The 24,292-nt window shown below is 74.1% G+C and carries 24 protein-coding genes; 8 read left to right on the top strand and 16 right to left on the bottom strand.

The features are described 5' to 3' along the window. Positions 1-1,070: 1,070 nt before the first annotated feature. Positions 1,071-1,373 (bottom strand): hypothetical protein, encoded by a 303-nt coding sequence (locus HYE82_RS07370; RefSeq protein WP_179173124.1) that lies wholly within the window; start codon positions 1,371-1,373, stop codon positions 1,071-1,073. Between the two features lie 169 nt (positions 1,374-1,542). Between HYE82_RS07370 and HYE82_RS07365 the strand changes: the two genes are divergently transcribed. Then, positions 1,543-2,004, top strand: a complete 462-nt coding sequence (locus HYE82_RS07365) for a hypothetical protein (protein WP_179173123.1) — start codon at positions 1,543-1,545, stop codon at positions 2,002-2,004. Positions 2,005-2,033: 29 nt separating this feature from the next. Here the strand turns inward: HYE82_RS07365 and HYE82_RS07360 are convergent, their stop codons facing one another. Continuing rightward, positions 2,034-3,029, bottom strand: coding sequence for a YafY family protein (locus HYE82_RS07360; protein WP_179173122.1), 996 nt, complete (start codon positions 3,027-3,029; stop codon positions 2,034-2,036). Positions 3,030-3,167: 138 nt separating this feature from the next. Here HYE82_RS07360 and HYE82_RS07355 point away from each other — a divergent pair, with 138 nt between their 5' ends. After that, positions 3,168-3,581 carry a DUF3224 domain-containing protein gene (locus tag HYE82_RS07355; protein WP_179173121.1) on the top strand — a complete coding sequence of 138 codons (414 nt, stop codon included), beginning with the start codon at positions 3,168-3,170 and terminating at the stop codon, positions 3,579-3,581. A gap of 28 nt (positions 3,582-3,609) precedes the next feature. Here HYE82_RS07355 and HYE82_RS07350 read toward each other — a convergent pair whose 3' ends face one another. Continuing rightward, complete coding sequence (locus HYE82_RS07350; protein WP_179173120.1) at positions 3,610-6,342, bottom strand: DNRLRE domain-containing protein; 2,733 nt, start codon at positions 6,340-6,342, stop codon at positions 3,610-3,612. A 187-nt stretch (positions 6,343-6,529) separates the two neighbouring features. Continuing rightward, entirely contained in the window at positions 6,530-8,497 is a 1,968-nt protein-coding gene (locus HYE82_RS07345; RefSeq protein WP_179173119.1) for a cellulase family glycosylhydrolase, read from the bottom strand. A 199-nt stretch (positions 8,498-8,696) separates the two neighbouring features. Here HYE82_RS07345 and HYE82_RS07340 point away from each other — a divergent pair, with 199 nt between their 5' ends. From HYE82_RS07340 to HYE82_RS07330, 3 genes are all read left to right on the top strand, one after another. Beyond that, entirely contained in the window at positions 8,697-8,999 is a 303-nt protein-coding gene (locus HYE82_RS07340; RefSeq protein WP_179173118.1) for a hypothetical protein, read from the top strand. An 85-nt stretch (positions 9,000-9,084) separates the two neighbouring features. Then, positions 9,085-9,549, top strand: a complete 465-nt coding sequence (locus HYE82_RS07335) for a Crp/Fnr family transcriptional regulator (protein WP_179173117.1) — start codon at positions 9,085-9,087, stop codon at positions 9,547-9,549. 227 nt (positions 9,550-9,776) lie between these two features. Further along, positions 9,777-10,220 (top strand): SSI family serine proteinase inhibitor, encoded by a 444-nt coding sequence (locus HYE82_RS07330; RefSeq protein WP_179173116.1) that lies wholly within the window; start codon positions 9,777-9,779, stop codon positions 10,218-10,220. A 142-nt stretch (positions 10,221-10,362) separates the two neighbouring features. Here HYE82_RS07330 and HYE82_RS07325 read toward each other — a convergent pair whose 3' ends face one another. The 3 genes from HYE82_RS07325 to HYE82_RS07315 are packed head-to-tail and all read right to left on the bottom strand — an operon-like array spanning position 10,363 to position 12,667. Then, positions 10,363-11,226 carry a GNAT family N-acetyltransferase gene (locus HYE82_RS07325; RefSeq protein ID WP_179173115.1) on the bottom strand — a complete coding sequence of 288 codons (864 nt, stop codon included), beginning with the start codon at positions 11,224-11,226 and terminating at the stop codon, positions 10,363-10,365. Positions 11,227-11,258: 32 nt separating this feature from the next. Continuing rightward, entirely contained in the window at positions 11,259-12,194 is a 936-nt protein-coding gene (locus tag HYE82_RS07320; protein WP_179173114.1) for an ATP-grasp domain-containing protein, read from the bottom strand. 41 nt (positions 12,195-12,235) lie between these two features. Then, complete coding sequence (locus HYE82_RS07315) at positions 12,236-12,667, bottom strand: hypothetical protein (RefSeq protein WP_256986986.1); 432 nt, start codon at positions 12,665-12,667, stop codon at positions 12,236-12,238. 170 nt (positions 12,668-12,837) lie between these two features. On the opposite strand from HYE82_RS07315, the gene HYE82_RS07310 reads away from it, so the two are divergent. Beyond that, positions 12,838-13,563, top strand: a complete 726-nt coding sequence (locus HYE82_RS07310) for a Sir2 family NAD-dependent protein deacetylase (RefSeq protein WP_179173113.1) — start codon at positions 12,838-12,840, stop codon at positions 13,561-13,563. A 44-nt stretch (positions 13,564-13,607) separates the two neighbouring features. On the opposite strand, the gene HYE82_RS07305 is transcribed toward HYE82_RS07310, so the two are convergent. The 8 genes from HYE82_RS07305 to HYE82_RS07270 form a co-directional block, all read right to left on the bottom strand. Beyond that, a complete protein-coding gene (locus HYE82_RS07305; RefSeq protein ID WP_179173112.1) occupies positions 13,608-14,090 on the bottom strand; it encodes a VOC family protein in 483 nt (160 codons plus the stop codon). A 138-nt stretch (positions 14,091-14,228) separates the two neighbouring features. Beyond that, the gene (locus HYE82_RS07300) at positions 14,229-17,813 is read right to left on the bottom strand and encodes a bifunctional glycosyltransferase family 2 protein/CDP-glycerol:glycerophosphate glycerophosphotransferase (RefSeq protein ID WP_179173111.1); all 3,585 of its coding nucleotides are present in this window, start codon (positions 17,811-17,813) and stop codon (positions 14,229-14,231) included. A 178-nt stretch (positions 17,814-17,991) separates the two neighbouring features. Then, positions 17,992-18,366: a hypothetical protein gene (locus HYE82_RS07295; RefSeq protein ID WP_179173110.1), complete on the bottom strand. Its 375-nt coding sequence runs from the start codon at positions 18,364-18,366 to the stop codon at positions 17,992-17,994. Between the two features lie 93 nt (positions 18,367-18,459). After that, positions 18,460-18,891: a roadblock/LC7 domain-containing protein gene (locus HYE82_RS07290; RefSeq protein ID WP_179173125.1), complete on the bottom strand. Its 432-nt coding sequence runs from the start codon at positions 18,889-18,891 to the stop codon at positions 18,460-18,462. A gap of 92 nt (positions 18,892-18,983) precedes the next feature. Further along, entirely contained in the window at positions 18,984-19,766 is a 783-nt protein-coding gene (locus tag HYE82_RS07285) for a transcriptional regulator (protein ID WP_179173109.1), read from the bottom strand. After that, entirely contained in the window at positions 19,763-20,179 is a 417-nt protein-coding gene (locus HYE82_RS07280; protein WP_179173108.1) for a hypothetical protein, read from the bottom strand. Before HYE82_RS07280 ends, HYE82_RS07285 begins: the two co-directional genes overlap by 4 nt. A 363-nt stretch (positions 20,180-20,542) precedes the next feature. Continuing rightward, positions 20,543-21,157 carry a DUF6461 domain-containing protein gene (locus HYE82_RS07275; RefSeq protein WP_179173107.1) on the bottom strand — a complete coding sequence of 205 codons (615 nt, stop codon included), beginning with the start codon at positions 21,155-21,157 and terminating at the stop codon, positions 20,543-20,545. 55 nt (positions 21,158-21,212) lie between these two features. Then, the gene (locus HYE82_RS07270; protein WP_179173106.1) at positions 21,213-21,776 is read right to left on the bottom strand and encodes a TetR/AcrR family transcriptional regulator; all 564 of its coding nucleotides are present in this window, start codon (positions 21,774-21,776) and stop codon (positions 21,213-21,215) included. 145 nt (positions 21,777-21,921) lie between these two features. On the opposite strand from HYE82_RS07270, the gene HYE82_RS07265 reads away from it, so the two are divergent. Further along, positions 21,922-23,139, top strand: coding sequence for a CdaR family transcriptional regulator (locus HYE82_RS07265; protein ID WP_179173105.1), 1,218 nt, complete (start codon positions 21,922-21,924; stop codon positions 23,137-23,139). Positions 23,140-23,178: 39 nt separating this feature from the next. Here HYE82_RS07265 and HYE82_RS07260 read toward each other — a convergent pair whose 3' ends face one another. Continuing rightward, on the bottom strand, positions 23,179-23,487 hold the full coding sequence (locus HYE82_RS07260) for a hypothetical protein (RefSeq protein ID WP_179173104.1): 309 nt from the start codon (positions 23,485-23,487) through the stop codon (positions 23,179-23,181). A 366-nt stretch (positions 23,488-23,853) separates the two neighbouring features. Here HYE82_RS07260 and HYE82_RS07255 point away from each other — a divergent pair, with 366 nt between their 5' ends. Further along, entirely contained in the window at positions 23,854-24,102 is a 249-nt protein-coding gene (locus tag HYE82_RS07255; protein ID WP_179173103.1) for an SCO4226 family nickel-binding protein, read from the top strand. Positions 24,103-24,292: the final 190 nt, after the last annotated feature.

Genomic DNA, 24,292 nt, shown 5'->3' with positions numbered 1-24,292 from the left:
CCTCGGTGGCGGACCCGCTGTCATCGGGGTGGTGGGACACGGTGGTCTCCCGGGACGGGGCGGGGGTCCGCGCGGCGGTACGGTGCCGCCCGCCGGACCCGGCGCCCTGCGCCGGTCAGGCGTTGCGCCGCCGCGCGGCCGGAGCCGGAGACCGAACGGGAGCCGCCGCGGCGGTGGCCGGGAGGCCGGTGGCGAGCGTGGTCGCCGGGACACGCGGGAAGCGAACCGGGTGGGGCATCTGGGCTGTCTCCGATGTGCGACTCGTACGGTGGTCCTCTTGTCTGCCTGACCGGCGCACTCTTGCCGCCCGGGAGGCTGCGGTCAAGCCTGCTGTCCGAACTGTCCCATCCGTCCGGCGTGCCGGACGGCGGTGGCCGCAGGGAAGGCGGTGACCGACCGCCCGGCGGCGCCGACGGACGCACCGAGCACCTTCGTGCGCGAACAGGCGTGCGAGATGCCGCCCGGGCGCGTGAACGGGGCCGCCTGGTCGGCCCGGCCGTGCGGCATCGTGGTCGAATGCAGCTACGCCGAGCCCTGCCCCTGTCCCTCGTCGCGTTGCTCGCGAGCACCGGCTGTGCCTCGACGGCCTCGCCCCCGACCCCGCCCGCGCCTCGCGGTCCGCTTCCGGCGCGTACGTCCGTACCCCCTGCCGGAGCCCAGATGACGCCGCGCGCACCGTCCCCCGCGGCGCAGCCGCCCCGGCCGGCGCCGGCCTCCGCCCCGCCGCAGTCCCGGCCGCAGCCGGCGCAGCGGGAACCGGGGCCGGTGCCGGAGCGGCCGCCGGTCCCGGCGGAGGACGACACCGCGCCGGCCGGCGCTGCGGGCCGGGCGTCCGCCGCACGGCCCGTCAAGCCGCCCCCGCCCCGGAGGGCGCACCCGCCGGGCCCCTCACCGCGCCGCACCCTGCGTCAGCAGCACTCCCCCGCGCCGGCACCGGAGCCGCCGCCGGTGCCCGTTCCGGCCGCCGGCGGGGCGGAACCGTGCACGGCGGCGGAAGGCGCCGTACCGCCGTCGATCGTGGACCTGTGCATGGGGCAGTACGAGCACTGACGGCGTACGGCGCGACCGGCTCAGGAGGCGGGCGGGCGGCGGGCGCGGACGGCCGCGCAGCGCCGGACGGTGTTCCGGCGGACGCTGCGCAGGCGGCACATCGTCGTGTGGCCGCGCCGCCGCCACTCGCCGCGGGGCAGGCCGGCCCGCTGGCCCCCGCTGGTGATGAGGGCATTGACCGGGGTGTGCGGATCGGCGGCCATGCCCTTGGCCACGAGGACGCCGACCACGAGCGGCAGCAGCGCCACGGCCAGGGCCGAACCGGCCACGGTCACCTGCTGCAGGCGCGGGCGGGGAGAGCTGGGCGGGGCGTCGGAGGTCATGCCCCCATTCGACCAGCGGCGGGCCGCCGGGGAATCGGTACGGATACTCAGACGGTTGGCCGTGACGTACTCATGAGCGGTACTCATGAGCCGTACTCATGAACCTTGCTCCTGCGGCGTACCGCAGGAGCGGCGTACTCCTCGCACAGCGGTGGAAGGGCGGTGGACGATGGCCTCACCGGGGCACGGGTTCGAGCCGGCGACCGGCGACGGTCCGGCCGTGCCGGCCACCGCCGAGCGGGCGGGCGAGGTGCGCACGGCGTACGAGGGCCTGCTGCAGATCCGCCGCATGCTGGGCGGCGGCGGGGCGGCCGCGGCGGTTCCCGCCGCCTGGGAACGACGGCAGATGCCCCGCGCGGTGGCCATCGTGCTGGAGGCGGCCGGCCTCCCGTCGTCCGCGGTGGACGCGGAGGGCCGGCGGACGCGGACGGGGTACCGGGTGGCGCCCGGCGCGCCGCCGGGCGGCCGGGTCGAGGTGACGTGGGTCGGCCCGCCGGGCGGGGGCGCGGCCCTGGAGGAGCAGGAACGGCTCGCGGCCTGCGCGGCGGCGCTGGAGGAGCTGGGCTGGGTCTGCCTCCTCTACCGCGGCCCGCGCAGGCGCCGCTTCCTGGAGGTCGAGCCCCCGCGCTGACCGGGCCCCTCACCGGTCGGCGCCAGGGGTCAGCGGTACCGCTCGGCGAGTGCCGCGACCGTGTCGGCGAGGGCGCGCCGCAGCTCGGGCGGGCCGAGGACCTCGGCCTCGGTGCCGAGCCGCAGCAGGTCGCCGACGGCCACCGACTGCGCCTCGACGGACAGGCGGACCACGACCCAGCCGTCGGGGTCGGCCGGGTCGACGGGCTCCGCGTCGGCGAGGGCGCGGGTACCGGCCGCCCCGAACTGCATCGGCAGCAGGCGCCGGCCGCGCGGGGAGAGCCGTACGAGGGCGGTCTGGTGGCGCAGGACCTCGTTCAGGCGGCGGGCGGACTCCTCCCAGTACGCCGCGAGGTCGAAGCCCGGCGGGCGTTCGAAGCCTTCGGGATCGGTGTCCACGTCCTGGAACCGGGACACGCGGTAGGTGCGCACGCGGGTGTCCCCGGCACCGGCACCGGCACCGGCTGCCACGAGGTACCAGATGCCGCCCTTGAGGACGAGCCCGAGGGGGTGCAGGGCGCGGCCGGTGCGCTCCTCGCCGTTCCAGCGGCGGTAGCCGACGACCAGGACGCGCTGCTCCCAGACGGCCTGGGCGATCCGCGCCAGGTGCGGGACGGGGTCGGCTTCGCGGAACCAGGCCGTGGCGTCGAGGTGGAAGCGGCCTTCGAGGCGCCGGGCCCGGTCGGCGAGTGCAGCGGGCAGGGCGGCCTGAAGTTTCAGCCGGGCGGCGGCCAGGTCGGCGCCGAGGCCGAGGTCCTGCGCGGGTCCGGGCGTGCCGGCGAGGAAGAGGGAATCGGCCTGGGTGTCGGTGAGGCCGGTGAGGCGGGTGCGGTAGCCGTCCATCAGCCGGTAGCCGCCGGCGGGTCCGCGGTCGGCGTGGACCGGGACGCCGGAGGCACCGAGGGCCTCGACGTCCCGGTAGACGGTGCGTACGGAGACCTCCAGTTCGGCGGCGAGTTCGGGGGCGGTCATGCGGCCGCGGTTCTGCAGCAGCAGGAGCAGGGACAGGAGGCGGTCGGCACGCATGGGGCCATTGTCCGCAGCACGTCCGGGGCCCCTGTCGGGGGTACCTGACAGAGGGTGTCAGGTACCCCCGACAGGCTGGTTCCGTGCCGGGCGGGGAACTGGATCCCGTCCGGCCCGTCGAGCACCGGGAGGTACCCCATGTCCGTCCGCACCACGGGTCGTTTCACGTTCTCCGACTGGGAGGAGCAGCCGGTCGGCCCGGCCGGCTCCGTGCCGCGGATCGCCCGCGCCACGGTGGTGAACTCCTTCGCCGGGGGCGTCGAGGCGGAGGCGACGACCTGCACCTACACGATCGTGTACACGGGGGAGAACGTCGGCTCGTACACCGGTCTGGAGCTGCTGTCGGGCGCCGTCGACGGCCGCAAGGGTGCCTTCGTCCTGAAGGAGCAGGGCACCTTCGACGCCGGCGGCACCCGGTGCGGCTTCGAGGTGGTGCCGGGTTCGGGGACGGGAGAGCTCGCCGGGCTGACGGGGTCGGGTTCGTTCGAGTGCCGCCATGGCGACACCTCGGTGGAGTACGTCCTCACCTACGACCTGGGGGGAGGCAGGTGAGGACGTACTCCCCCGGCGCCCGGCGCCGCTACGGCGCGCCGAAGGTCAGCGTGAGCTGCGGCGTCCCCTCGTTGGCCTGTGCCTCGGAGGACCACAGCCACAGGGCGTCCGTGCCGGAGCCGGTCAGGGCGAGGCCGTAGCCGGTGCCCAGCGCGGCCCCGACGGCCGCCGTGGACAGCGCCGTGGTGTGCACCGCGGAGCCGTCGGGGACGCCGGCGAAGCTGCCGACGGCGGTGCCGCCGAGCGCGGGCCGGTTGGCGTACGTGGTCCCGCTCTCGGTCCAGGCTCCGGTGACCGGGACCACCGACACCGTGTCGGCGGTGCCAGCTCCGCTCATCGTGCTGGTCTTCACGGACAGCACGGCCGACTTCAGGGCCGTGCCCGCCGGCGCGGCGGGCAGGTCGAAGCGCAGGTGGCTCTGGTAGAGCGGGGTGCCGCGCACGGCGAGCGACCCGGACGTGCCGTAGTTGGTGTCCGGGGCGCCGGCGTTCGCGTACGTGTCCTCGGCGGCGGTGACCCGGACGACGGTGTCGGCGGGGGCGGAGGCCAGGGTGTAGTGGTTCTGGACCTGTGCCGGGCTCAGCACGCTGCCGTAGACGGCGGTCTCGTCGAGCTGCCCGGCCCAGAACTCGCCGGTCGGGCGGTTCGGCCAGCCGCCGAGGCTGTCGCCGCCGGCGTGCCAGTAGCCGGCATAGTTCTCGTGCGTGGTGACGGCGAGGGTGCCCTGCTGCACGCCGTCCAGGTACAGGGCCATGCCGCCGGGGCCCTGGGTGGCGACGACGTGGTGCCACTTGTTGTCGTTGTAGGCACCGCTGGTGGTGATGGTGCGGGTGGCGCCGGTGTAGACGCCGTAGACGAGGCGCCCGTCGTTGGTCATGTACACGTGCTTGTCGTACTGGCTGCTGCCGCGGGCCTGGTTGTTGCCGAAGCCGACGAGCTTGCCGCCCCGGGTGGTGCCGGTCCTGAACCAGGTCTCCACGGAGTAGCTGCCGCCGACGGTCTGGCGGCGGTCCCCGTAGATGCGGGTGTCCGTGCCGTTGAAGCCGATCGCCGTGCTCGCGCCCGAGACCGCGGCCGGGGTCCGGCGCAGAGCCGGGGCATTGTGGTGCACGCCGTTCTGGTTGCCGCCGGCCGAGGAGTCGGCGGCGTACGGCAGGACGGTGTCGTCGTAGCGCCAGTACAGCTGGGCGCCGTCGGAGCGGACGCGGTCCGCGTAGGCGTCGGCCGACTGCGGCACGGTCACGGTCGCGGTCGCCGACAGGGCGCTGGTGTTGCCGGCCGCGTCGGTGGCGCTGACCCGGTACGTGTACGTCTGGCCGGGCGTGACGGTGGTGTCGGTCCAGGACGCCTGCGGGCGCTTGAAGAACAGCGAGTCGGCGGTGACGGTGGCGATCGGGTCGGCCGCGCCGCCCCGGTGGATCCGGTAGGTGAGGGTGCTGTCGTCGAGGTCGAGGCTGGTGCGCCAGCGGACCTGCACCTCGCCGGGCCGGAAACTCGCCGCGCTCGCGAGGGGCGTGGTGGGCGCGCCGGTGTCCCCGGTGGAGGCGAACCGGGTGAGGCTCTGCTGCGCCGCCCCGTTGACCGTGGTGAACTCACCGCCGACCCACAGGTACTCGGCGCCGCCCCGGGAGGCGACCGCCATCACGCGCGGGCCGATGCCCTCGCCGATGCCGTCGTTGGTGTCAGGGGCCCAGCCCAGCTTGCCGGTGCCGGTGGTCGGCTGGGCGAGCAGGTGGTGGCGCTGTCCGTCGGGGAACTCGCCGACACCGGAGCAGTCGTGCGCGTGCGAGGCGCTGTAGAGCACGCTCTGGTACGGGAGCACGGCCTGCGTGGCGCCGAGGCAGGTGTCGCGCCAGCGCTGGCCGAAGTCCGACAGGTCGAGCGCGATCCGGCCGTCGAAGACGCCGCCGCCGGTGCCCTCGTTGGCGGTGTAGAAGCCGGTCGCGTCGGTCGCGATGTCCTTGACGACGGAGTTGGTCTCGATGAAGTTCGGGTACGCCTTGGTGAGCGCGCCGCTGGCGGCGTCCACCACGGCCAAGGCGTGGCTGTTCGTGCCGTTGACGGTGAAGAAGTCGCCGCCGAGGACGACGCCCCGGCCGTCCGGGGTGACCTCGACGGCCCGGCCCGGCTCGTCCGCGTCGGCCCGGAAGGGCTTCAGCGCGCCGTCGGACGCGGCGACGGCGGCGAACCGCTCGCGCGGCTGCCCGGCGACGGTCAGGAAGTCGCCGCCCGCGTAGACGGTGTCGCCGGAGACGGCCAGGGCGCGTACGGTCGCCGCGAAGGCGGGACGGAAGGACGGCTTCACGGTGCAGGTGGCCACGTCGACGGCGGCCAGGCTGGAGACGGGGGTGCCGTTGACCGCCCCGAAGTAGCCGCCGGCGTAAAGGGTCTTCTTGTCGGGAGAGAGGGTGAGGGCGCGGACCGTGGCGGTGCCCGAGGCGATGGTGAAGGACAGCCTGCAGGACGTCGGGGCGCCGGTTGCCGCGTCGAGAGCGACGAAGTTCACGGCGGGCTGCTCGGTGCCGGAGCCGCCCTCGGGCGGTCGTACGGCGGAGAAGGTGCCGCCGGCGAAGACCGTCCCGCCGGCTTCGGCGAGTGCCCAGACGACGCCGTCGGGCTGCCAGGTCGGCAGCGCGTCGGCGGTGAAGGCCACGGGTGGGGTGACGGCCGCCGCCTGCGGGAGGAGGCCGAGGCCGACCCCCGCGGCGGTCCCGACCAGTGACAGGGCGAGCGCGGCCGCCGCCCCTGTGGATCTGCGCATGAGGCCCCCAGGTCGTGTGGACCCGACCGGGGTGCACCCGATCGGTGTGCGCGGTGCGGTGGCCGGGACCGGGCGCCGCCCCGCCCCGGCCGTGCGTACGGGCGCACCCTAGGCCGATTCACCGGTCCGTTCACCGTACTTGGCGTATTGGATGCGAAATTGCCCGGCGGCGTCTGCGCCAACCGGGTCAGGAGGTCGGCAGGGGGCGGCAGAGCAGGGCCGCCGGGGACGGGCGGGAGGCGAAGCGCGTGGTGAAGGCGATGCCCGCCGCGTACTCGGAGGGCAGGCACTGGCCCTTGTAGTGGCCGGAGGCGTAGTCACCGCCGGGGCCGCCCGCCGGGCGGTCGTCACCGCGGTCGAACCACACCGTGCGGCCCCCGCCGGCCGGGAGGGCGGTGCGGGCCGGTGCGCACAGCGCCGCCGACACCTGTCGGCCGCGCAGGCTGTAGCCGATCAGGAACTGTCCGACCGGGCACTGGAACTTGGTGTACCCGGTCGACCAGTCGCCGCCCGCCGGGACGTGGGACTCGTCGCGGACGACGGTGTGCGCGTCGGCCGGGGCGCGCAGGTCGGTGTCGGCGCACAGGCCGCGGCCGCCCGTGTGGGACAGGCCGGCGAGGCGGGAGCCGTCGGGGCAGACCGCCTTGCGGGCGCCGCTGTCCCAGTCGCCTCCGGCCCGGATCAGCAAGGAGGCGTTGTGGTCGCGGTGGTCGGTGGTCAGCTGGTGCCAGCCGGGCGTGGCGGGCACGGTTCCGGTGCGCCCGGGGGCGGTGGCGAGGGCGTGCCACGGCGCGGTGCGCCAGTCGGCGGCGTCGAGCACTCCGGAGCGGCGGCCCGCGGCGTCGTAGCGGAGGACCGCCCAGGTGTCGCCGCCGGGAGCGCCCTGGGCGGTGGTGCTCCAGCCGACCAGCGGCCAGTACGCGAAGTCGGCGTCGGCGGCGGCCAGCAGGCCGGTGAGGCGGGGGAACCAGGCGCGCGGGCGCTCGCCCGTCTCGTCGGCGCCGATCCCGAACTCGCTGATCCAGACGGGCGCGGTGAAGTGCGTGCCGGTCTCGGCGGAGACGTAGAGGGCCTGCTCGTACAGGGCCTGCTGCAGCTCGGCGGGGCTCAGGTCCTGGTAGCGCGGGTCGCTGGTCTCGCCCAGGCCGGTCGCGCCGCTGTGCCGGGGGCCCGTGTAGCCGTAGAAGTGGGCCGAGTACACGAGCTTGTTCGAGACGACGAGGGTGTGGGAGAGGGTGCGGACGGGGGTGAGGGCGGGGCGGCCGTGCGGGAAGCCGTTGACGGGGATGCCGGTCCAGTTGATGCCCTCGACCACGATGAGCAGGTCCGGGTTGGCCTCGGCGAGGATCCGGTCGCCGGCCTGCTGGGCGGCGGCGTGCCAGTCGTGGTTGTCGCCGAGACCCCAGTTGGGGTCGTCGAAGGTGTCGCGGCGGACCTCGTTGTAGAGGTCGGCGCCGACCACGCGCGGGTTGTCGCGGTAGCGGCGGGCCAGGAAGACCCAGTCGTCGGCCCACTGGGCGGTGGTGCGGCCGCTGTTCCAGCGCTCGTTGCCGTCGAGGCCGCAACACCAGCGGGTGGTGACGGTGTGGTTGTTGAGGATGACCGCGAAGCCTGCGTCGGTGAGCGCGGCAACGACGGAGTCGAACACCTGGAGCGGGGTCCGTCCGCGCAGGGCCGGGTTCGCGGCGACCGCCGCGTCGGGGACGGGCTCGGTCGTGCGGAGCATCTCGTTCGAGAAGGGCAGCCGGATGCTGTTGAGGCCGAGGGCGCGGAAGTCCGCCAGCAGGGTGGGCAGCGGCACCCGGTCCAGGCCCAGCGGGATCCCGTGCGCGTTCTGCCCGGAGTGGTGGTGTGCGGGATCGTTGCGGTCGCCGGAGCCGGTCCAGGAGCCCTGGGCGCCGTCCCAGTTGCCGGAGCGCAGGCGGAAGCGGTTGCCGTGCGCGTCGACGATGTACCGGCCCCGCGTGGACAGCGGCGGCGTCCAGCTCTCGGCCGGAGCCTCCTCCACGGCGCGGTCTCGGTCCGCCGGCCGGGCGTGCTCCGCCGCCGGGGCCGCCGGAGCGGCGACGGCCGCGGTCGGGGCGGCGACCGCCGTCAGGGCCGACCCGAGGAGCAGAACGGTGGTGAGCAAGGGGCGCGCAAAGCGGCTTCTCATCGGGCTCCTGCCGGATCGGGCCACCCGGGCGGGCGACTGCCGCGGACAAGTTACCGGCCGGTCGACATCCGGGGAACCCGTACGGACCCCGGTTTTCCCGGAGCCGGCCCGGCCGAAACCCCCGCGCGCGCGGCCGCCGGCCTCTACGGTGCCCTGCAGGGATCGGGCGAGGGCGGACGACGGGAAGGCGGCGGGGCCGGTGGACGAGGAAGAGGACCTGCGGCTGGCGAGGATGACCCCGGAGATCTCCCGCCGCACCCTGGTCATGCTGCGGGGCCTGGCCGGACTGGAGCCGCCGGAACAGGTGCCCGAGGACGCGATGGCCGTGGCCGACGAGATCCTCGCCGAGCACGGCACGGACGGGCTGCGCGTCCTGGTGATGACGTTGGCGTCCTGGGCGACGGCGCAGATCGAGAGCGTGGCCGAGCTGAGCCGGCGCAGCCACGAGGCGGTGCTCGACGCGATGGAGCTGGCCTGTCTGGAGGCCGGCGCCGAGGACTGAAGCAAACAGTGCTGCCGCCGCCGGCTGCATTCGCGCGGGTGTCGGCCACACTGGGGTTAGCGGGGGGCCCTGATCGGAGGCCGTCGTGAGCACACCTTCCCCCATCCGAATCGCCGCAGTCCTCTCCGCCGAACACCGCGGCCGGCTGATGTCCCACGCGCGCGAGGTCAACTTTGCCGAGGGCGCGCGGATCTTCGACGAGGGCACTCCGTCCGAGTCGTTCTGGATCGTGCGCTCGGGCACGGTGACCCTGCAGATCCCCGTCTCCGGTCGCCGGCGGCCCGCCCCCGTGGAGAACCTCGGCCCCGGGGAGCTGGTGGGCTGGTCCTGGCTGTTCCCGCCGTACGTCTGGCAGCTCAGCGCGGAGGCGATGACGCCGGTGCGCGCGTACGAGTTCGACGCGACCGCCGTGCGGATGCTCATGGACGCCGACCCCGCCTTCGGCTCCGCCGTCGGACACTGGGTCGGACGGGTGCTCGCGATGCGCCTCCAGCAGACCCGGACCCGACTGCTCGACCTGTACGCCCCCCACGCGGGAGCAGGTTTGTGAACACGGTGTAAACCACCCGGCCAGGCCCGCTGGACAAAGGTTTCAGCGTGTGTGTTCGGCCGTTTCGAAGGCCTGCTTCCGCACAGGTCAGCGCCCTCGCACGGCTGCGGACTGCATGCATTCACTCACGAACGGTGACGAAAAAGCACGGTGCGGGCGGGCGTTCGACGCCCGGGTCGGCAAGACTCCTGTCCGCTATCCGAAGCGCCCACCCCAAGGAGTTCGAAATGCGGTCCATCGCACGGAGTCTCGGCCTCGGTTCCTCCGCCATGGCGCTCACCGCGCTCACCGCGCTGGCCTGGCCCGGAACCGCCGACGCCGCGCCGACCGGCACCGAGAGCGTCTACGCCCCCTCCGCCCTCGTCCTCGCCGTCACCCCCGGGGAGGACCCCGGGTACGGCACGGCGCTGCGCGCGGTGACCCTGTCCTGCTCGCCCGTCCCGCGCGGCACCCACCCGTCCCCGGCCGCCGCCTGCGCCGAACTGCGCGCGCACGCCGACCGGCTGGACGCGGTCGCCGAACCCCTGCCCGGGGTCGACTGCACGAGGGAGTGGAACCCCATGACGGTCACCGCCGACGGGGTCTGGCAGGGCCGACGGATCACGTACTCGTACACCTTCGCCAACCCGTGCGCCATGCGGTACAGCAGCGGCACCCTGTTCGACTTCTGACCGGGCGCGCCGGGTGGCCCGGGCGGCGCCGTGCGACCGCCGCCCGGGCCGCAGCGGATCGGCCCCGTCGACCGGCCCGCGGGTTCCCGGCGGGCCTCGGCTGCCCGGCCCCGGCACGTACCCGGACAACCGACGTGGGCCGTCAGCCCAGTTCGAGACTCGTCACCCCGTACAGCCCGGACAGTTCGAGGTCCGGCGCCGGCCCCGTGTACATGCGGGCGGCCTCGAAGACGGGCACCAGGCCGAGGGCCGCCACGAGCTCCGTGGCGGCCCTGTTCACGTCGGGGACGTCCACGGCGACCACCCCGTCCGGGGTGTGCTCGGCGAGCCGGTGCAGCAGCGAGGCCGCGATCTGCGGGGTGGACGCGTACAGGGGGCCGATCCGGGAGGCCCCGCTGCACGGGCGGACCACGCCGAGGCCCTCGATCCGGCCGTCCCGGAAGGCGGCGAGGGCCGTCCGCCCGGGCAGCGCGGTCCAGGCGGACAGGAAGGAGTCGCGGGCCTCGGGAAAGAACCGGCGGTCGTACGCGGCGAGCAGGCCGAAGGGCAGCGCGGCGGCATCGACCACCTCGAACCCGCCGGCGCCCGTACCCGCGCCACCGGGGCCCCCGGGACGCGGCCGGCCCTCGTGTCGGACGTTGTTCCAGGCCGGCAAGAACCCGGACTTCCGGTAGTTGTCCTGCTGTTCGACCACCCCGTCGAGGCCGACGAGCCGTCCGGCCAGCCGGTCCATGCCGGCGTTCCAGAGCCGGAGCCCGTACCCCTGGCCGCGGAAGGAGGGGTTCGCGATGTAGAAGCCGATGAACCCGAAGCCGGACCCGTACCGCACGGCCGAGATGCAGGCCGCCGGTTCGCCGGCGACCCGGCCGATGAGGAAGCCCCCCGGATCGGCGACCGCGAACGCGAACCGGTCGGAGTCGCCCGGGTTCCAGCCCTCGGCATCGGCCCAGGCGCGCATCAGTTCCATGTCGGCGGCACTCGCGCCGGTGATCTCGAATCCCGTCATGTGCCGTGTTGTACCAGATGCGCGAGAGGCCGTCAGGAGCGCCGGTCGGTCGTCAACAGCCGTGCGAAGGCCGCCGGATCGACATCGCGATGGACATCGCTCACCTGTGCGTCACCCACTTCGACGACCCGCCAGACGCCGTCGGCGCGCAGTGCGAGGTCGGTCGTGACGAAGGGGCAGCCCAACGCCTCGACGGCGGCGCGCACCGGTCCGAGATCCGGCAGGCCGGGCTGCGCTCCGCCTCCGGCCCCGCCCGGTACCGCGCAGGCTCCGGCCGGGCCGTCGGGATGCGGGGTGACCAGCCGCGGGGCACCGTCCCGCCACCACACGCGGATCTCCCCGGGCGCCGCGTCCGGTCCCGGCCCGGGTACGCCGAACGGCTCGAAGGCGCGCAGGACGACGCCGCCCGCGAGGAAATCGCCCTGGAGTTCGACGAATCGGCTGACCACACGGTGCAGGGCGGCTCGGTCGGCGAGGTCGGGGATGTGGCAGGCCTCGTCCCACTCGTGCTTGCGGGACTTCACGTAGTCCTTGACCACGGCGGCCCCGGCCGGCAGCCCGGCGGCCAGGGCCGCGAGCCGCTCCGGCTCCGGGGCGCGGCCCGGAGCGGCGGGAAGCCAGCGGCTGGCCGGGGTGAGCTCGGCGAACGTGGCGTACCAGCCGGGCAGTTCGTGGGCGCGCCGGTAGCGGGACGGGTCGGTGAGGAGCCGGGCGCCGCGCAGCCGCAGTGCCGCGTCGAGCTGGGCGTACCGGTCGGCGGGGAGCATCCAGCCGCGGTACCACAGCGGTCCCGCCCCCGCGGGCACGCGGGAGACGGAGCGTTCGGCGTCCCCGGCCGTCAGCGCGTCGTGGTCGACGAGGTGGACGGCGGCGCCGTCGGCGCGCAGCTGCCTGGCCTCCGTCGCGAAGTGGGCGTCGACCCGGCGCTCGTTCAGCGGATCGGAGCAGTACAGGACGGTGGTCGGCATGCGGCCAGCGTACGGGGCCGCTTTCGGCCCCGTGCCGGTGGTCAGCCCGCGCAGATGACGTCGTCGAGCGTGATCGGCTGCGAGTCGAGGCGTACGTACGCCGTGAAGGTGTCGGTGGTGCCGTCGTCCCAGTGGGTGGTGACGGTGGCCCAGCCGACGTTGGCCGACTGCGCGACGGTCACCGGGCCGACGGCGATGCCCCGTGGTTCCTTCGGGGCGCAGAGCAGTATGTCGAGGCTCCGGCTCAGCGCCTGTCTGTCCTTGAGGTGCTGCGAGACCCGCAGGGACCGGTCCTGGTCGGAGGGGCCGTGGTTTCCGTAGAAGGTGGTGAGGAAGCGGCTGATGTCGGCGGCGGTGTGCCGGTACCGGGCGTGCGCCGGGGCCGGGTCGGCAGCGGCGGCGGATGAGGACGGGGCCGGCAGCGCGAGCAGGCTGAGCAGCGCGGCGCCGACACCGTAGGGCATGAGTCTCATGCCGCATGTGTAACCGGCAGGGCGTGGCGCGGGCCGGGGCGGGCGCCGGATCTCACTCCGGTGGAGGCCGGGATTCACCGCAGGGGGATCCCCCGCGGGACGGCGGCGTCCGGCCGGGGCCGGCGGTAATGCGGTCGCGGCCCGGCCCCGGTGGTCCGTAGGGTCGGGGCATGGGTAAGCCGCTTGTCGCAGTGTTCAGTGGGGCCGGGATCTCCACCGACTCCGGGATTCCGGACTATCGGGGGCCGCAGGGGTTGTGGCGCCGGGAGCCCGATGCCGAGAAGCTCGTGACGTACGAGTACTACATGGCGGATGCGGAGATCCGGCGCCGGTCCTGGCTGATGCGCGCCGAGATCGGGAAGCTCGCCGCCCGGCCGAACGCGGCGCACCGTGCCGTCGCCGAGCTGGAGCGCGGCGGCACGCCGGTGCGGGTGATCACCCAGAACGTGGACGGGCTGCACCAGCTGGCGGGGGTGCCGGCCCGGAAGGTGCTGGAGCTGCACGGTACCGCCCGGGAGGTGGTCTGCACGGCCTGCGGCGCCCGCTCGGGGATGGAGGAGGCGCTGGACCGGGTCGCCGCCGGGGAGCCGGACCCGGCCTGTACGGCCTGCGGCGGGATCCTCAAGGCGGCGACCGTGATGTTCGGCCAGAACCTCGATCCGGAGGTGCTGGCGCAGGCGGTGGCCGTCGCCAAGGGCTGCCACGTGTTCATCGCCGTCGGCTCCACGCTGCAGGTGCAGCCCGCCGCCTCGCTGGCCGGGATGGCCGCCGAGGCGGGGGCCCGCCTGATCATCGTGAACGCGGAGGAGACCCCGTACGACCCCCTCGCCGACGAGGTGATCCGCGAGCCGATCGGCACCGCCCTGCCGGCGCTGCTGGCCCGGATCGCCGGCTGACCCAGGCGGCCGCCCCAGGGGCGGCCGGGCGGGCCGTCGGCCGGTCAGGCGGCGTCGGCGGCCCGCCGCATCCCGGCCACGTCGAGCTTCTTCATCGTCATCATCGCGGCGGTGGCGCGGGCGGCCCGCGCCGGGTCCGGGTCGGTCACCAGGTCGATGGCGCCGGGCGGGACGACCTGCCAGGACACCCCGAACCTGTCCTTGACCCAGCCGCAGTTGGACTCCTCGCCGCCGTCCCGGGTCAGCGCGGCGTAGTAGTAGTCCGCCTCCGCCTCGTCCGCGCAGTGGATCTGGAAGGAGATCGCCTCTGTGAACGGGAACTGCGGCCCGCCGTTGAGTCCGACGAACTTCTGGCCGTTGATCTCGAACTCGACGATCATCACCTCGCCGGCCGGGCCGGGCCCCGCCTCGGTGTAGCGGCCGATCCGGCCGCGCTTTCCGTCCTTGAACACGGACAGGTAGTAGTCGGCGGCGGCCTCCGCGTTGCCGTCGAACCACAGGCACGTGGTGAACCCGTTGCTGCTCATGACTGCCTCCAGGCGGGGTGGGCGGGCGGACGGGGTGCAGGGGTAGCACCTTCTCCCACTACAGACCCGCCCCGGGCCCGAAATTCATCGGTGGGCCCGGGGCGGGTCTGCTCAGTGCCTGGAATGCACTCCTTCGGCTCAGGCCTCCGGGTTCGCACCCTTCTCCAGCATCCGGTCGACGACGCGCCGGGTGGCCTGGCCGTCGTCCAGGTCGCAGAACTCGGCGCGGAACGCGGCCCGCGCCTCCTTGTACTCCTCGCAGAGGGCGTCGGCGTTGCGGACGGCCTCGATCAGGCTCGCCGAGTCGGCCAGCATCGGGCCGGGCGCCTTCTCCTCCAGGTCGAAGTTCAGGCCGCGCAGCGTGCTCCGGTAGTGCTGCAGGTCGTACGTGAAGAGCAGGATCGGCCGGTCGGTGACCGCGAAGTCGAACAGCACGGAGGAGTAGTCCGAGATGAGCACGTCGGCGACGAGGAGCAGGTCCGTCGCGTCCGGCCAGCGGGACACGTCGACGACGAAGCCGTCCCGGCCCCGGTAGCGGACCTGCTCGGTGACGCGGTGGTGGCCTCGGATCAGCAGGACGTGGTCCTCGCCGAGCGCCTCACGGGCCGCGTCGAGGTCGATCTGCAGGTCGAGCTTGTAGCCGCCGGAGAAGCTCTCTCGGTTCTCCCGCCAGGTCGGCATGTACAGGACGACCTTCTTGCCCTCGGGCAGGCCCAGCCGCCGCTTGACCTCGGCGATCCGCTCGGCGTCGGGCCGCACGAGGGCGTCGGTGCGCGGGCTTCCGGACTCGATGACCTCGCCCTTGTAGCCGAGGGCGCGCTTCAGGAGCGGCGTGGCGTACGAGCTCGGGGAGGCGAGCAGCGACCACTGGGCGCTGTCGTGCTCCAGGCCGTCCAGGACCTCGGGGCTGGTGTAGTAGTCGTGGATGAAGTCGTGGCCGATCTCCTTGATCGGCGTTCCGTGCCAGGTCTGGACGACGACCTGGCCGGAACGGCGCCGGAAGCGGCGCGCCACGCTGTCGTTCAGCACGTAGTAGCGGGCACGGGCCAGGGCGTCCCAGGCCTCGACGCTGTCGTACTCCACGGCGCGGGCGGTCGGCGGGACCTCGGCGCGGCCGTCGCGGACCAGCCAGAGGTGCTCCAGCTTCTCACCGCGGCGCACCAGCTCCTCGTGGATGGCGCGCGGCGCGTCGCCGGCCGCCTGCCCCTGGAAGGTGTCGTAGACGACGATGTCCTTGAGGGGCAGGGCGCGGCGCGCCGGGTACGTCTCGTCACGCAGGACGCGCTGGGCGTACCGGGAGCGGTCGTGCGGGGTGAGCATCTCGTCCGCGATGAGCGCCATGCGGTCGTAGAAGCGCGCCTCGATCCGCATCCGGCGGCCCTGCACGGTGAGGCCGACGGGACCGGCGTGGAGGGCACCGGACGCGAACTGGACCGGGGCACCGCGCTCGACGCCGAGCAGGCCCGCGGTGGTGCCGGCCTCGGAGACCGGGCGCAGCGTCGGCCACCAGCGGCCGTGGGGCAGGGTGGCGCGGCCGGCGTAGGACTCGGGCAGGACGGGCTCGAAGACGGCCTCGAACCGGTCGCCGTCACGGGTGAGGGGGTAGCTGAACTCGGTGCCGTACGCGTTGTGGAAGACCAGCTCGTACGGCTCGTCCACGGGTGCGGTGAAGCGGCCGCGCACGGTGAAGGCGCCGTCCTGCGCGGAGACCTCGTCGATCAGGGGCGGGGAGGGCTGCACGGAGAGGGTCAGGTGACCGCTGTTGCCTCGCTTGGCGAAGACGGTCCGGCCGGTGTCGCCGCCGGGCAGCGGGAGGACCAGGCCGGTGAAGCCGCCGCGCTCGTCGTGCACGAGGCGGTGCTCCTTGCCGTCGGTGCCGGTGACGGCCAGGCTCCACGGCTCGGGGGACCACTCGCCGGGCGCGACCTCGCCGTCCGGTACGGCGGCCAGGTCGGCCAGCGGCACGCGCACGGTGAACGGGACCCGGCCGGCGCCGGTGGCCGGGGCGGTCTCCAGGGGGAAGGTGAGGACGGTGCCGCTGGAGACGTGCTCGGCTCGCATGGTTGCGCCGGCGCCGCCGAGCTCGGCGGCGATCTCGCCGGCGATCTCGACGGAGTCGTCGTCGCCGGGGCGGACGTCGAGGGCGCGGGCCCGGACGACCTCGACCTGGATGGTCAGGGAGCCCTGGGCGTTGGGCACGATGCGGACGTCCGGGGCCACCCAGTGGGCGGGCGGGTTCTGGCCGCTGTCGGCCTCTCCGCCCTTGAGGCGGGCGCGGTGGAGGCCGCCGGCGCCGGTGACGGCGACGGAGGTGGTCCATATGCCGTCGCGCCAGGTGCCGCCGGACTGGAAGACGCTCGGGTCGACGACGGCGGTGAAGCCGGCCCAGTCGGCGTGGCGCAGGGCGAGGTGCGCGACGTCGACGGTGGCCATCGGGGAGGCGACCGTGCGGGTCTTCACGACGGTGCGGCGGCGCTTGCCGCCCTCGCGGAAGACCAGCACCTTGCGGGAGGCGAGGCGGCTCTCGGCGCCGAGGTGGCCGGGGATGGCGTAGCCGCGCAGCAGCAGCTTGCCCTCCTTCCAGACGGCCTGCTCCAGACGGCTGACGACGCGGAGCTCGCGGGTGCCGAGGGTGAGGAGCTTGGCCGGGACCGGCGGACGGCCGTGCAGGAACGGGTAGTCGGCCTGCGGGCGCGCCAGGCCCTTCACCGGGACGCTGTAGGAGTAGTGGCGCTGGTGGTCCGTGAGGGCGATGAAGTCCTCGACGCGACCCTCGCTGGCGAGGTACGCCTTGAGCCGGTCGGCGACGGTGAGGCCGGACCAGGGGGCGGTGCCGATCTCACGGACGAGGCCGCCGACCTCCTTGACGAAGGCGGCGCGGAACTCGGGGCCGCCCTCGCCGACGTACTTGTAGATGAGCGGGAGCTCCTCGCTCAGCACGTTGTGGTCGTAGTCGCGCAGGTAGCGGACGTACTTGGCGCCCTGCTTGCCCTGGAGGGCCTCGCGGACCAGGCGGATGGAGGTGACGCGGTCGATGACGGAGACCGGGTCGGTGGAGCGCTGCGTGATGGAGCGCTCGCCGGTCTCGCGGACGCGCCAGTGGTAGACGCACTCGCTGAGGATGTCGACGCTGGACGCGAAGTAGTGCGCCGGGATGCTGACGGGCGCGTCCTCGTAGAGGATGCCTTCCGGGTACTGGAAGCCGTGCTCGTCCCAGAAGGTGCGGCGGTACACCTTGTTCCAGGCGGTGCGGTCGGTGACGAGCTCCGGGAACTTGGAGATGTGGGTCTTCAGGCGCGTCTTCGCGAAGGCGGCCCGGTGACCCCAGGACTGCTGCATGCCGACGGAGCGGAAACGCTGGACGTTGCCGCCGGCGAAGTCGGATCCGGTCTCGTCGAGGGCGGCGATCAGGCGCTCGTACGCGTAGTCCGGCATGGTGTCGTCACTGTCGACGAAGGCCAGGTACTCGGTGCCCTCGGTGAGGTGCCGGGCACCCACGTTACGGGCGGCGCCGAGGCCGGCGTTGGCCTGCATGACGACCCGGAACCGCTTGTCCCGCGCGGCGAAGGCCTTGGCGATGGCGGCGCTGTTGTCCGTGGAACCGTCGTCGACCAAAATGCATTCGAAGTCGGCGAAGGTCTGGGCGGCGATGGACTCCAGGCACTCGTCGAGGTAGAGCTCGACGTTGTAGACAGGGACGACGATGCTCAGGCGCGGGGGCATGGGTTGCGGGTTCTCCAGCGAATCAAACTCTTTGGATGATCAGAGGTTGAGAGCATCCTACTCGGTTACAGGATGATAAAGTCCCCCCATCCTGGACATTTGCCGTCGTCGACCGAGACGGACGGCAAAGATTTCAGCCGCCCGCCACCTCGGCGTCGATGTTCGACCGAACGTTCGCTCAGACTTCGAGTTCGCTCTCGATCTTCTTGAGCTGGTGCCGGGCCATCGCCAGGTTGGCCCGGCCGCGGTCGAGCGCGAGGTAGAGGAAGAAGCCCTTGCTCCCCCGCCCCTTCAGCAGCCGGATCAGGTGGTACTGGCTGCCGAGGGTGATCAGGATGTCCTCGATCTCCTCCTTGAGTCCGAGCATGTCCATGGTGCGGACCTTGGCGCGCACCACGTCGGTGTTGCCCGCCGCGGCCACGCTGAGGTCGAGGTCCTTGCCGCCGCCGATGGTGCCGAGGGCCATGCCGCTGTCGTAGTCGACGAGGGCGGCGCCCAGGGCTCCGTCGATGACGGTGGTGGCTTCCTTGAGTGCGGTCTCCACACTGGCCATGATCCGGTCCTTCCTTGTGTACGGGTTGCGCACGCGTCTGCACGTGCGGTTCGTGATCGTTCGGTGCTGCTTGGTTCGGTGGCTCCGGGCCCGTCAGGCGGACGGGGACGGCGGCAGGGCCGGCCGCACGGGTCCGCGGCGCCCGAGGATGTCGTCGATCAGCTCGGCGATGCGCAGGCTGGAGCGGCGGGCCTCGAGGTGGAGCCGGCCCACGTTGACGCGGGGTTCCGCGATCAGGGTGAGGACGGCGGCGTCGCCGGCGGCGTAGGTCGCCACGTAGCCGTGCTCGCCGCGGACGAGCAGCTCGCGGAAGCCGCCCTGGCCGGTGCTGTCGCTGAGCCGCTGGGCCACCCCGAGGGCGGCCGCGGTCAGGGCCGCGACGGCCTCGACCTCGGTGGCGGCGCTGTCCTGGGCGAGGACCAGGCCGTCGGAGCTTCCGGCGAGGGCGCCGCTGAGCTGGGGCACCCGGGCTCGCAGCCGGCGGAGCTCGGCGAGTATCTCGGCTTCGGCCTCCGCGGGCACCATCGCCGTGCTCATGTCGACTTGCCTCCTTTCGGGCTGCCTCCGTTCGGAGCGGTCGGCGCGCTCGGCGCGCAGTGCCGGTCGCAGCGGGAGCCTCACAGGCTTGCCTCCAGTGCGTCGCGTAACCGGCGGAGCAGCGCCACGTCCGGGGATTGGGTCTGGGTCATCCAGTCGGGCAGGGTCGTCACGACGGGCGCCCGGGCCGGCGGGTGCGGGGTCTCCACGAGGCCCGCGGCCGCGAGGCGCCGCACGTCGAGCAGGGTGTGGAAGGCGGGCCGGCCCAGGACCCAGGCCAGGTCCGCGGGGGTCCGGACGCCGTCCGCGTGGGCCAGCAGGAGCCGCTGGCGGGCCGTGACGGTCTGGCCGGGGGCGGCCGCGCGGGGCACCACGGAGGCGGTGTCCAGCTGCGGGTAGGGCCAGACCGCGTCGAGGAGCTCCCGGCGGCGCCGGGTCTCGCGCTCGACCGCGGCGGCCGGGACGGAGCGGACGGAGCCGATCCAGTGGGTGGCCCCGCGGCGGAATCGGGAGGGGCCGCTGCCCGGGGAGAGCGCGAAGAAGGCGGCGTCGAAGATCGCGGCGAGGTGGCAGATCTCCAGTTCGCCGTCCGCGAGGCCGCCGCTGTCCACGAGGAAGCGGGCGACCTGACCGCGGGCGCCGGCCCGGTCGACGGCCTCGCGCCAGCGCTCCGGGGCGAGGGCGCCGCCGGTGGTGAGCAGGACGTCCAGGCCGGGGGTGGCCGGGCTCTCGGCGTGGACGATGCGGCCGTCCTGCAGGAAGAGGGTGCCGCGATCGCGGAGCAGGGCGCCGGTGGCACGCTCGGCGGCGAGTCGGGTGAGGAGGGGCGAGACAGCGGCGGCGGCTGTCGCGAAGGCGGTCATCTGAGTACCAGCCCCTCTGCGAGGGCCCTGAGTCGGTGGCGGGCGAGGGCCAAGTTGCCTTCGGTGCGGTCCAGCCAGAGGTGGAGGAAGACGCTGCTGTCGAAGCTGGTCTCGACGAATCGGAGCACGTGGTAGCCGGTTCGGGTGGTGACGATCACGTCCTCCACGGGCGGGCCGTCGGCTCCGAGGGCGGCGGCCTGGACCATCGCCGCCGGGGCGGGCTGGGCGAAGGATTCGTACTCGGCGGCAGCCCTGGCCAGCTCCGCCGTCTCGGCGGCGGTGGTCTCGTGGTCACCGACGGGCGACTCGCCGGCGGTGCCGAGGGCCAGTCCGCTGCTCCAGTCGACCAGAGCGGCCCCGCGCGCGCCAGGCAGGGCCATGGCTTCGAGCAGGCATTCGTCGATCCCGGGCACGCGGGCTCCCCTCCCGACCGGATGTGCGAGGTGACGTCGTACAGCGCGACAGAGAGGAACCTACTCGCGTTCAGCAGCCTGGAAGGGCCATCTGGCATTTTCCGCGGGAACATGCACGGAAGAGCACGACACCTTGGCCGGAACCCGTCGACTTCTGATCGGGATTGTTGATCACGGCCCGACCCCCGGGGCCGGGGGGACGGGGGATTCGAGCGGCCGACGCGAACGCGCATGGCCCGTCCGGGTGACGGCGATCGCCGCCGACCGCCCGTACAGCGGTCCCGGCCTGCACGCCACCGGCTGCACGGAACCGCGCACACGTCACCGCGGGCGCGTCACTGCGTGCACGTCACCGCGGGCGCGTCACTGCGTACAGGTCACGTATGCCGGGAGCCGGGCGTCCTCGATCAGGCGGCGCGGCAGTGACAGGCCGAAGCGGCGCTCCAGCACCGCCAGGGTGCGCCGGTCCCGGTCGGCGCAGGGTTCGTCCTCGCGCCGGTCGTGGGAGCCGCCGTCGGCGGTGAGGATGCCGGCGGCCACGAGGTCCGGGAGCAGGTAGTCCGGTCGGTGGCCGCCGCGCCAGGCCTCCTCGCCGAGGCCGAAGCAGCAGACCAGCTCGCCGTCGCGGGCGTAGGAGAACAGCTTGGGCGGACGGTCGGGCTGGGGGTCGAGGTGGAGGGCCTCCGCCCCGCAGCGGGAGACCTCGGCCAGCCGGTCGGCCCCGGCCGGCATGCCGTGCTCGACGGCGAAGGACCAGCCGCCCCACCGGCCGACCCGGGCCACGCCGTCGCCGTCCACGGTCTCGGCGACCATGCTCCAGGCGTCGGCGGCGCCCAGCGGACCGGGCCGGATGCCGGGCAGCGCGCCCAGGCGCCGGGCGAGCTCCTCGGGGGCGATGCCCCGGGCGAAAGTGAGGCCGGCGTACCAGCCGTCCCAGTCGGCGAGCCACCGTATGGCGCCGCCTCGGTCCCCGGTCATGTCCACGGTCGTTCCTCCGCGCATCGTGCCGGCACTCCCCCGACCGGCACGATAGTCACTGTGCGGGGGATTCCGGGAGGAGTCGCTCGACCATCGAGTCGATGATGCCCGCCACCGGGTAGGCCTCGAGCATCGTCGGCACGGTCAGGTCCTCCACGATCAGGCCCATCATCGCGAGGTACAGCAGCAGCACGCCCTGCCGGTCCCCGGGCAGGCCCGCCTCCAGGTGCCAGGCGATGTTGGCTTCCAGCTCCGCGCGCTGGAACGCGGCCACCTCGGCCTGGAGCTCGGGGCGGCGGATGCCCTCCAGCCGCAGCTCCAGCATGGCGATGTGCACGCTGCGCTCGCGCCGCATCCGCTCCAGCAGCAGCATGAGCAGGACCTTCGTGTCCAGTGGTACGGGCAGGTCCGCCGGGTCGGGGGCGATCCGCTCCCGGGTGCGGTGCAGGATCTGCCCGAGCAGTTGGGCGCGGTTGGCGAAGTAGTTCGAGGCGGTCCCGGTCGGCACGCCCGCCTCGGCGTCGACCGCCCGCAGGGTCAGGCCGCGCGAGCCCTCGCGCGCCAGTACTTCGATGGCGGCGTCGAGCAGCGCGGTGCGGCGCTCGGGATTGTGGCGCATGGGCGTTTCCTGACGGTGTGTGGGTGTGTGGGCGCGCTGATCACTGCGGAGTGGCCACTCCACTTGCAGTGATCCGGACACGCTAGCGGACACGGCGGATCCCGGCCCTCCCCACCGGTGCCCCTCACGTGTCACTCTGCCCCCCATGGAGCGGATCATCGAGGAGATTCGAGAGGAACTGTCCCGTCGGATCGCCGGGACGGCGGACCGGCTCGCCGACCGGACGCTGGCCGAGGACGCCGCGTACGCCGCCCTGCTCGGCCGGGCGGAGCTGCGCGAGCGGATCCACCACAACCTGGCGCAGTCCGTCGAGGGACTGGTCCGCAGCGCGCGCGGGCTGCCGGTGGAGCTCGGCGACGCGCGGGCCACCGGCACGCTCCGCGCCGAGCAGGGCCTGCCGCTCGCCTCGCTGCTGCGCACGTACCGGCGGGGCGGCCGGCTTCTGTGGCACACCCTCACCGAGGCGGTGACCGCGCACGATCCGGCCGCGCTCCCCCGGCTGCTGCCGCTCGCCTCGGTGCTGTGGGACGTGGTGGACCAACTGACGGACGCGGTGGCCGAGGCGTACCGCCGCACGGAGGCCGCGCGCTTCGACCGCGACCGGGAGCGCCGCGCGTCCCTGCTGGACGCGCTGCTCGACGGCGGGGGCCCGGCGGAGGGCCCGGCGGCCTCGGAGGCCGCGGCCCAGCTGGGGCTGCCCGAGCGGGGCCGGTTCGCGGTGGTGGTGATCGGCTCGGGCAGCTCCGGCGGGCGCGGTGCCGAGCGGGCGGCGACGGGGCCGCGGGTACTGTGGCGGATCCGTGCCGACGGGGAGACCGGTCTGGTGGAGTTGGGCCGCCATCCGCTGGAGTCCGTACGGGACCTGCTGGCCCCGCTCGGGGTGCGTGCCGGGGTCAGCCCGGTCGTGGAGGCCCCGGGGGATCTGGCGCGGGCCCGGTGGCTGGCCGCGCTCGCGCTGCGCACCGCGCCCGCGTCGGCCGGGCCGCACACCGCGCTGCTGGACGAGCGGCTGCCGATGGCGCTCGTGGCCTCACAGGCCGAACTGGCGTGCCGGCTGCGGCAGGTGGTGCTCGGCCCGGTGCTGGCGCTGCCCGCGGAGGACTGCCGCGTCCTGCTGACCACGCTGGGCACCTGGCTGGCCTGCCGGGGCTCGACGACGCAGGCCTCGCTGGTGCTGTACTGCCACCGCAACACCGTCTCCAACCGGCTGCGTCGCCTGGAGCACCTCACCGGCCGCTCGCTGTCCGATCCGGCGCAGGTGGTGGAACTGGCCCTGGCGCATGCGGCGGTCCTGCAGCGCACGCCGGGCGACACCGCCCCGCCGAAGCCCACCGCCGGGCGACCGGCCCACCGCCCCGCCTGACCGCACGGCCGCGCGAGGCGGGGCGAGGCAGGGGACGGTTCAGGGGACGGGCCGGGACGCCACCTGCGCCGGATCGGACTGCCGCCCGGACTCCGCGGGCGACCGGTTCCGCCGCGCCTTGCCGGGCGGGTCCGGTGCGGTGCGCGCGTCGGCCGCGGCCGTCTTCCCGGGTCCGGTACGCCGGTCCGGCCGGCGAGCCACCGCAGCAGTGCGGGCGCCCGCGTTGCGGATGGCCGCGTTGCGGATGGCCGCGTTGCGGATGGCCGCGTTGCGGATGGCCTCGCGGATGTCGGTCCTTCGATGGCGGTCACCGACCGGCCCGCGCAGGCCGCGACGGGCACGACGCACGGGCGGTTGCCCTCACCCTCGGGGGGCCGGTGGAGGTCGTGCAGACCCTCACGCCGCAGCCGTGCTCGGGGGCCGCGGACGCCGAGCGTTCACACGGGCCCCTCCCGTCACTTCCGGCCGGTTACCGCCACGTACGGTAGCGGCCAGCCGAGGGTTGGGGAAGCGGAACGACAGGGGGCTACGCGGGAGGGGGTCCTTCGTTCGGGGGGTGCCCCGTCGGGGCGCGCCAAGGCCCCGCGTACGAGTCCGGGCGCCCGAACGGGTCGCCCCTCGGCCACGCGCTCGACTGCTGCCGTCCCGGCAGGACTGTTTCCGGCCGCGGGCGCACGATGGAGGAGAAGAGAAACCGACAGGAGGTGTGTGGCGATGGCGAAGTACATGGACGTCCACCACGACATGAAGGGCATCACGCGGGAGCAGCTGCTGGCCGCCCACAATGCCGACCTGGCGATCGAGAAGGACGAGGGCGTGCACTTCGAGCGCGCTTGGGCCGACCCGCAGTCGGGCACGGTGTACTGCCTGTCCGAGGCGCCCTCGGCCGACGCGGTCCAGCGGATCCACGAGCGCAGCGGCCACCCGTTCAACGAGATCCACCCGGTCCCGCTCATCGTGTGAGGCGGGGGACTCCTCCAGGACACGGCGACCGGAACCCCGGCCGGAGCCGCAACCGGAATCATGGCCGGAATCGTTCGCACGGCCGGGAGACCGGCCGCGAGGCCCTTGGCATATGCCGGAAGCAAGACCTTTGCGGATGTTGCCAAACGCCTTACGGGTTCTTGCGGCCTGTGCCACAGTCGTCGTAGGC

It is taken from the genome of Streptomyces sp. BR123 (assembly GCF_013401435.1).
GTDB lineage: Bacteria > Actinomycetota > Actinomycetes > Streptomycetales > Streptomycetaceae > Streptomyces.
Note: the sequence above shows the minus strand (reverse complement) of the source record. Positions and strands in the feature narration are given on the sequence as shown.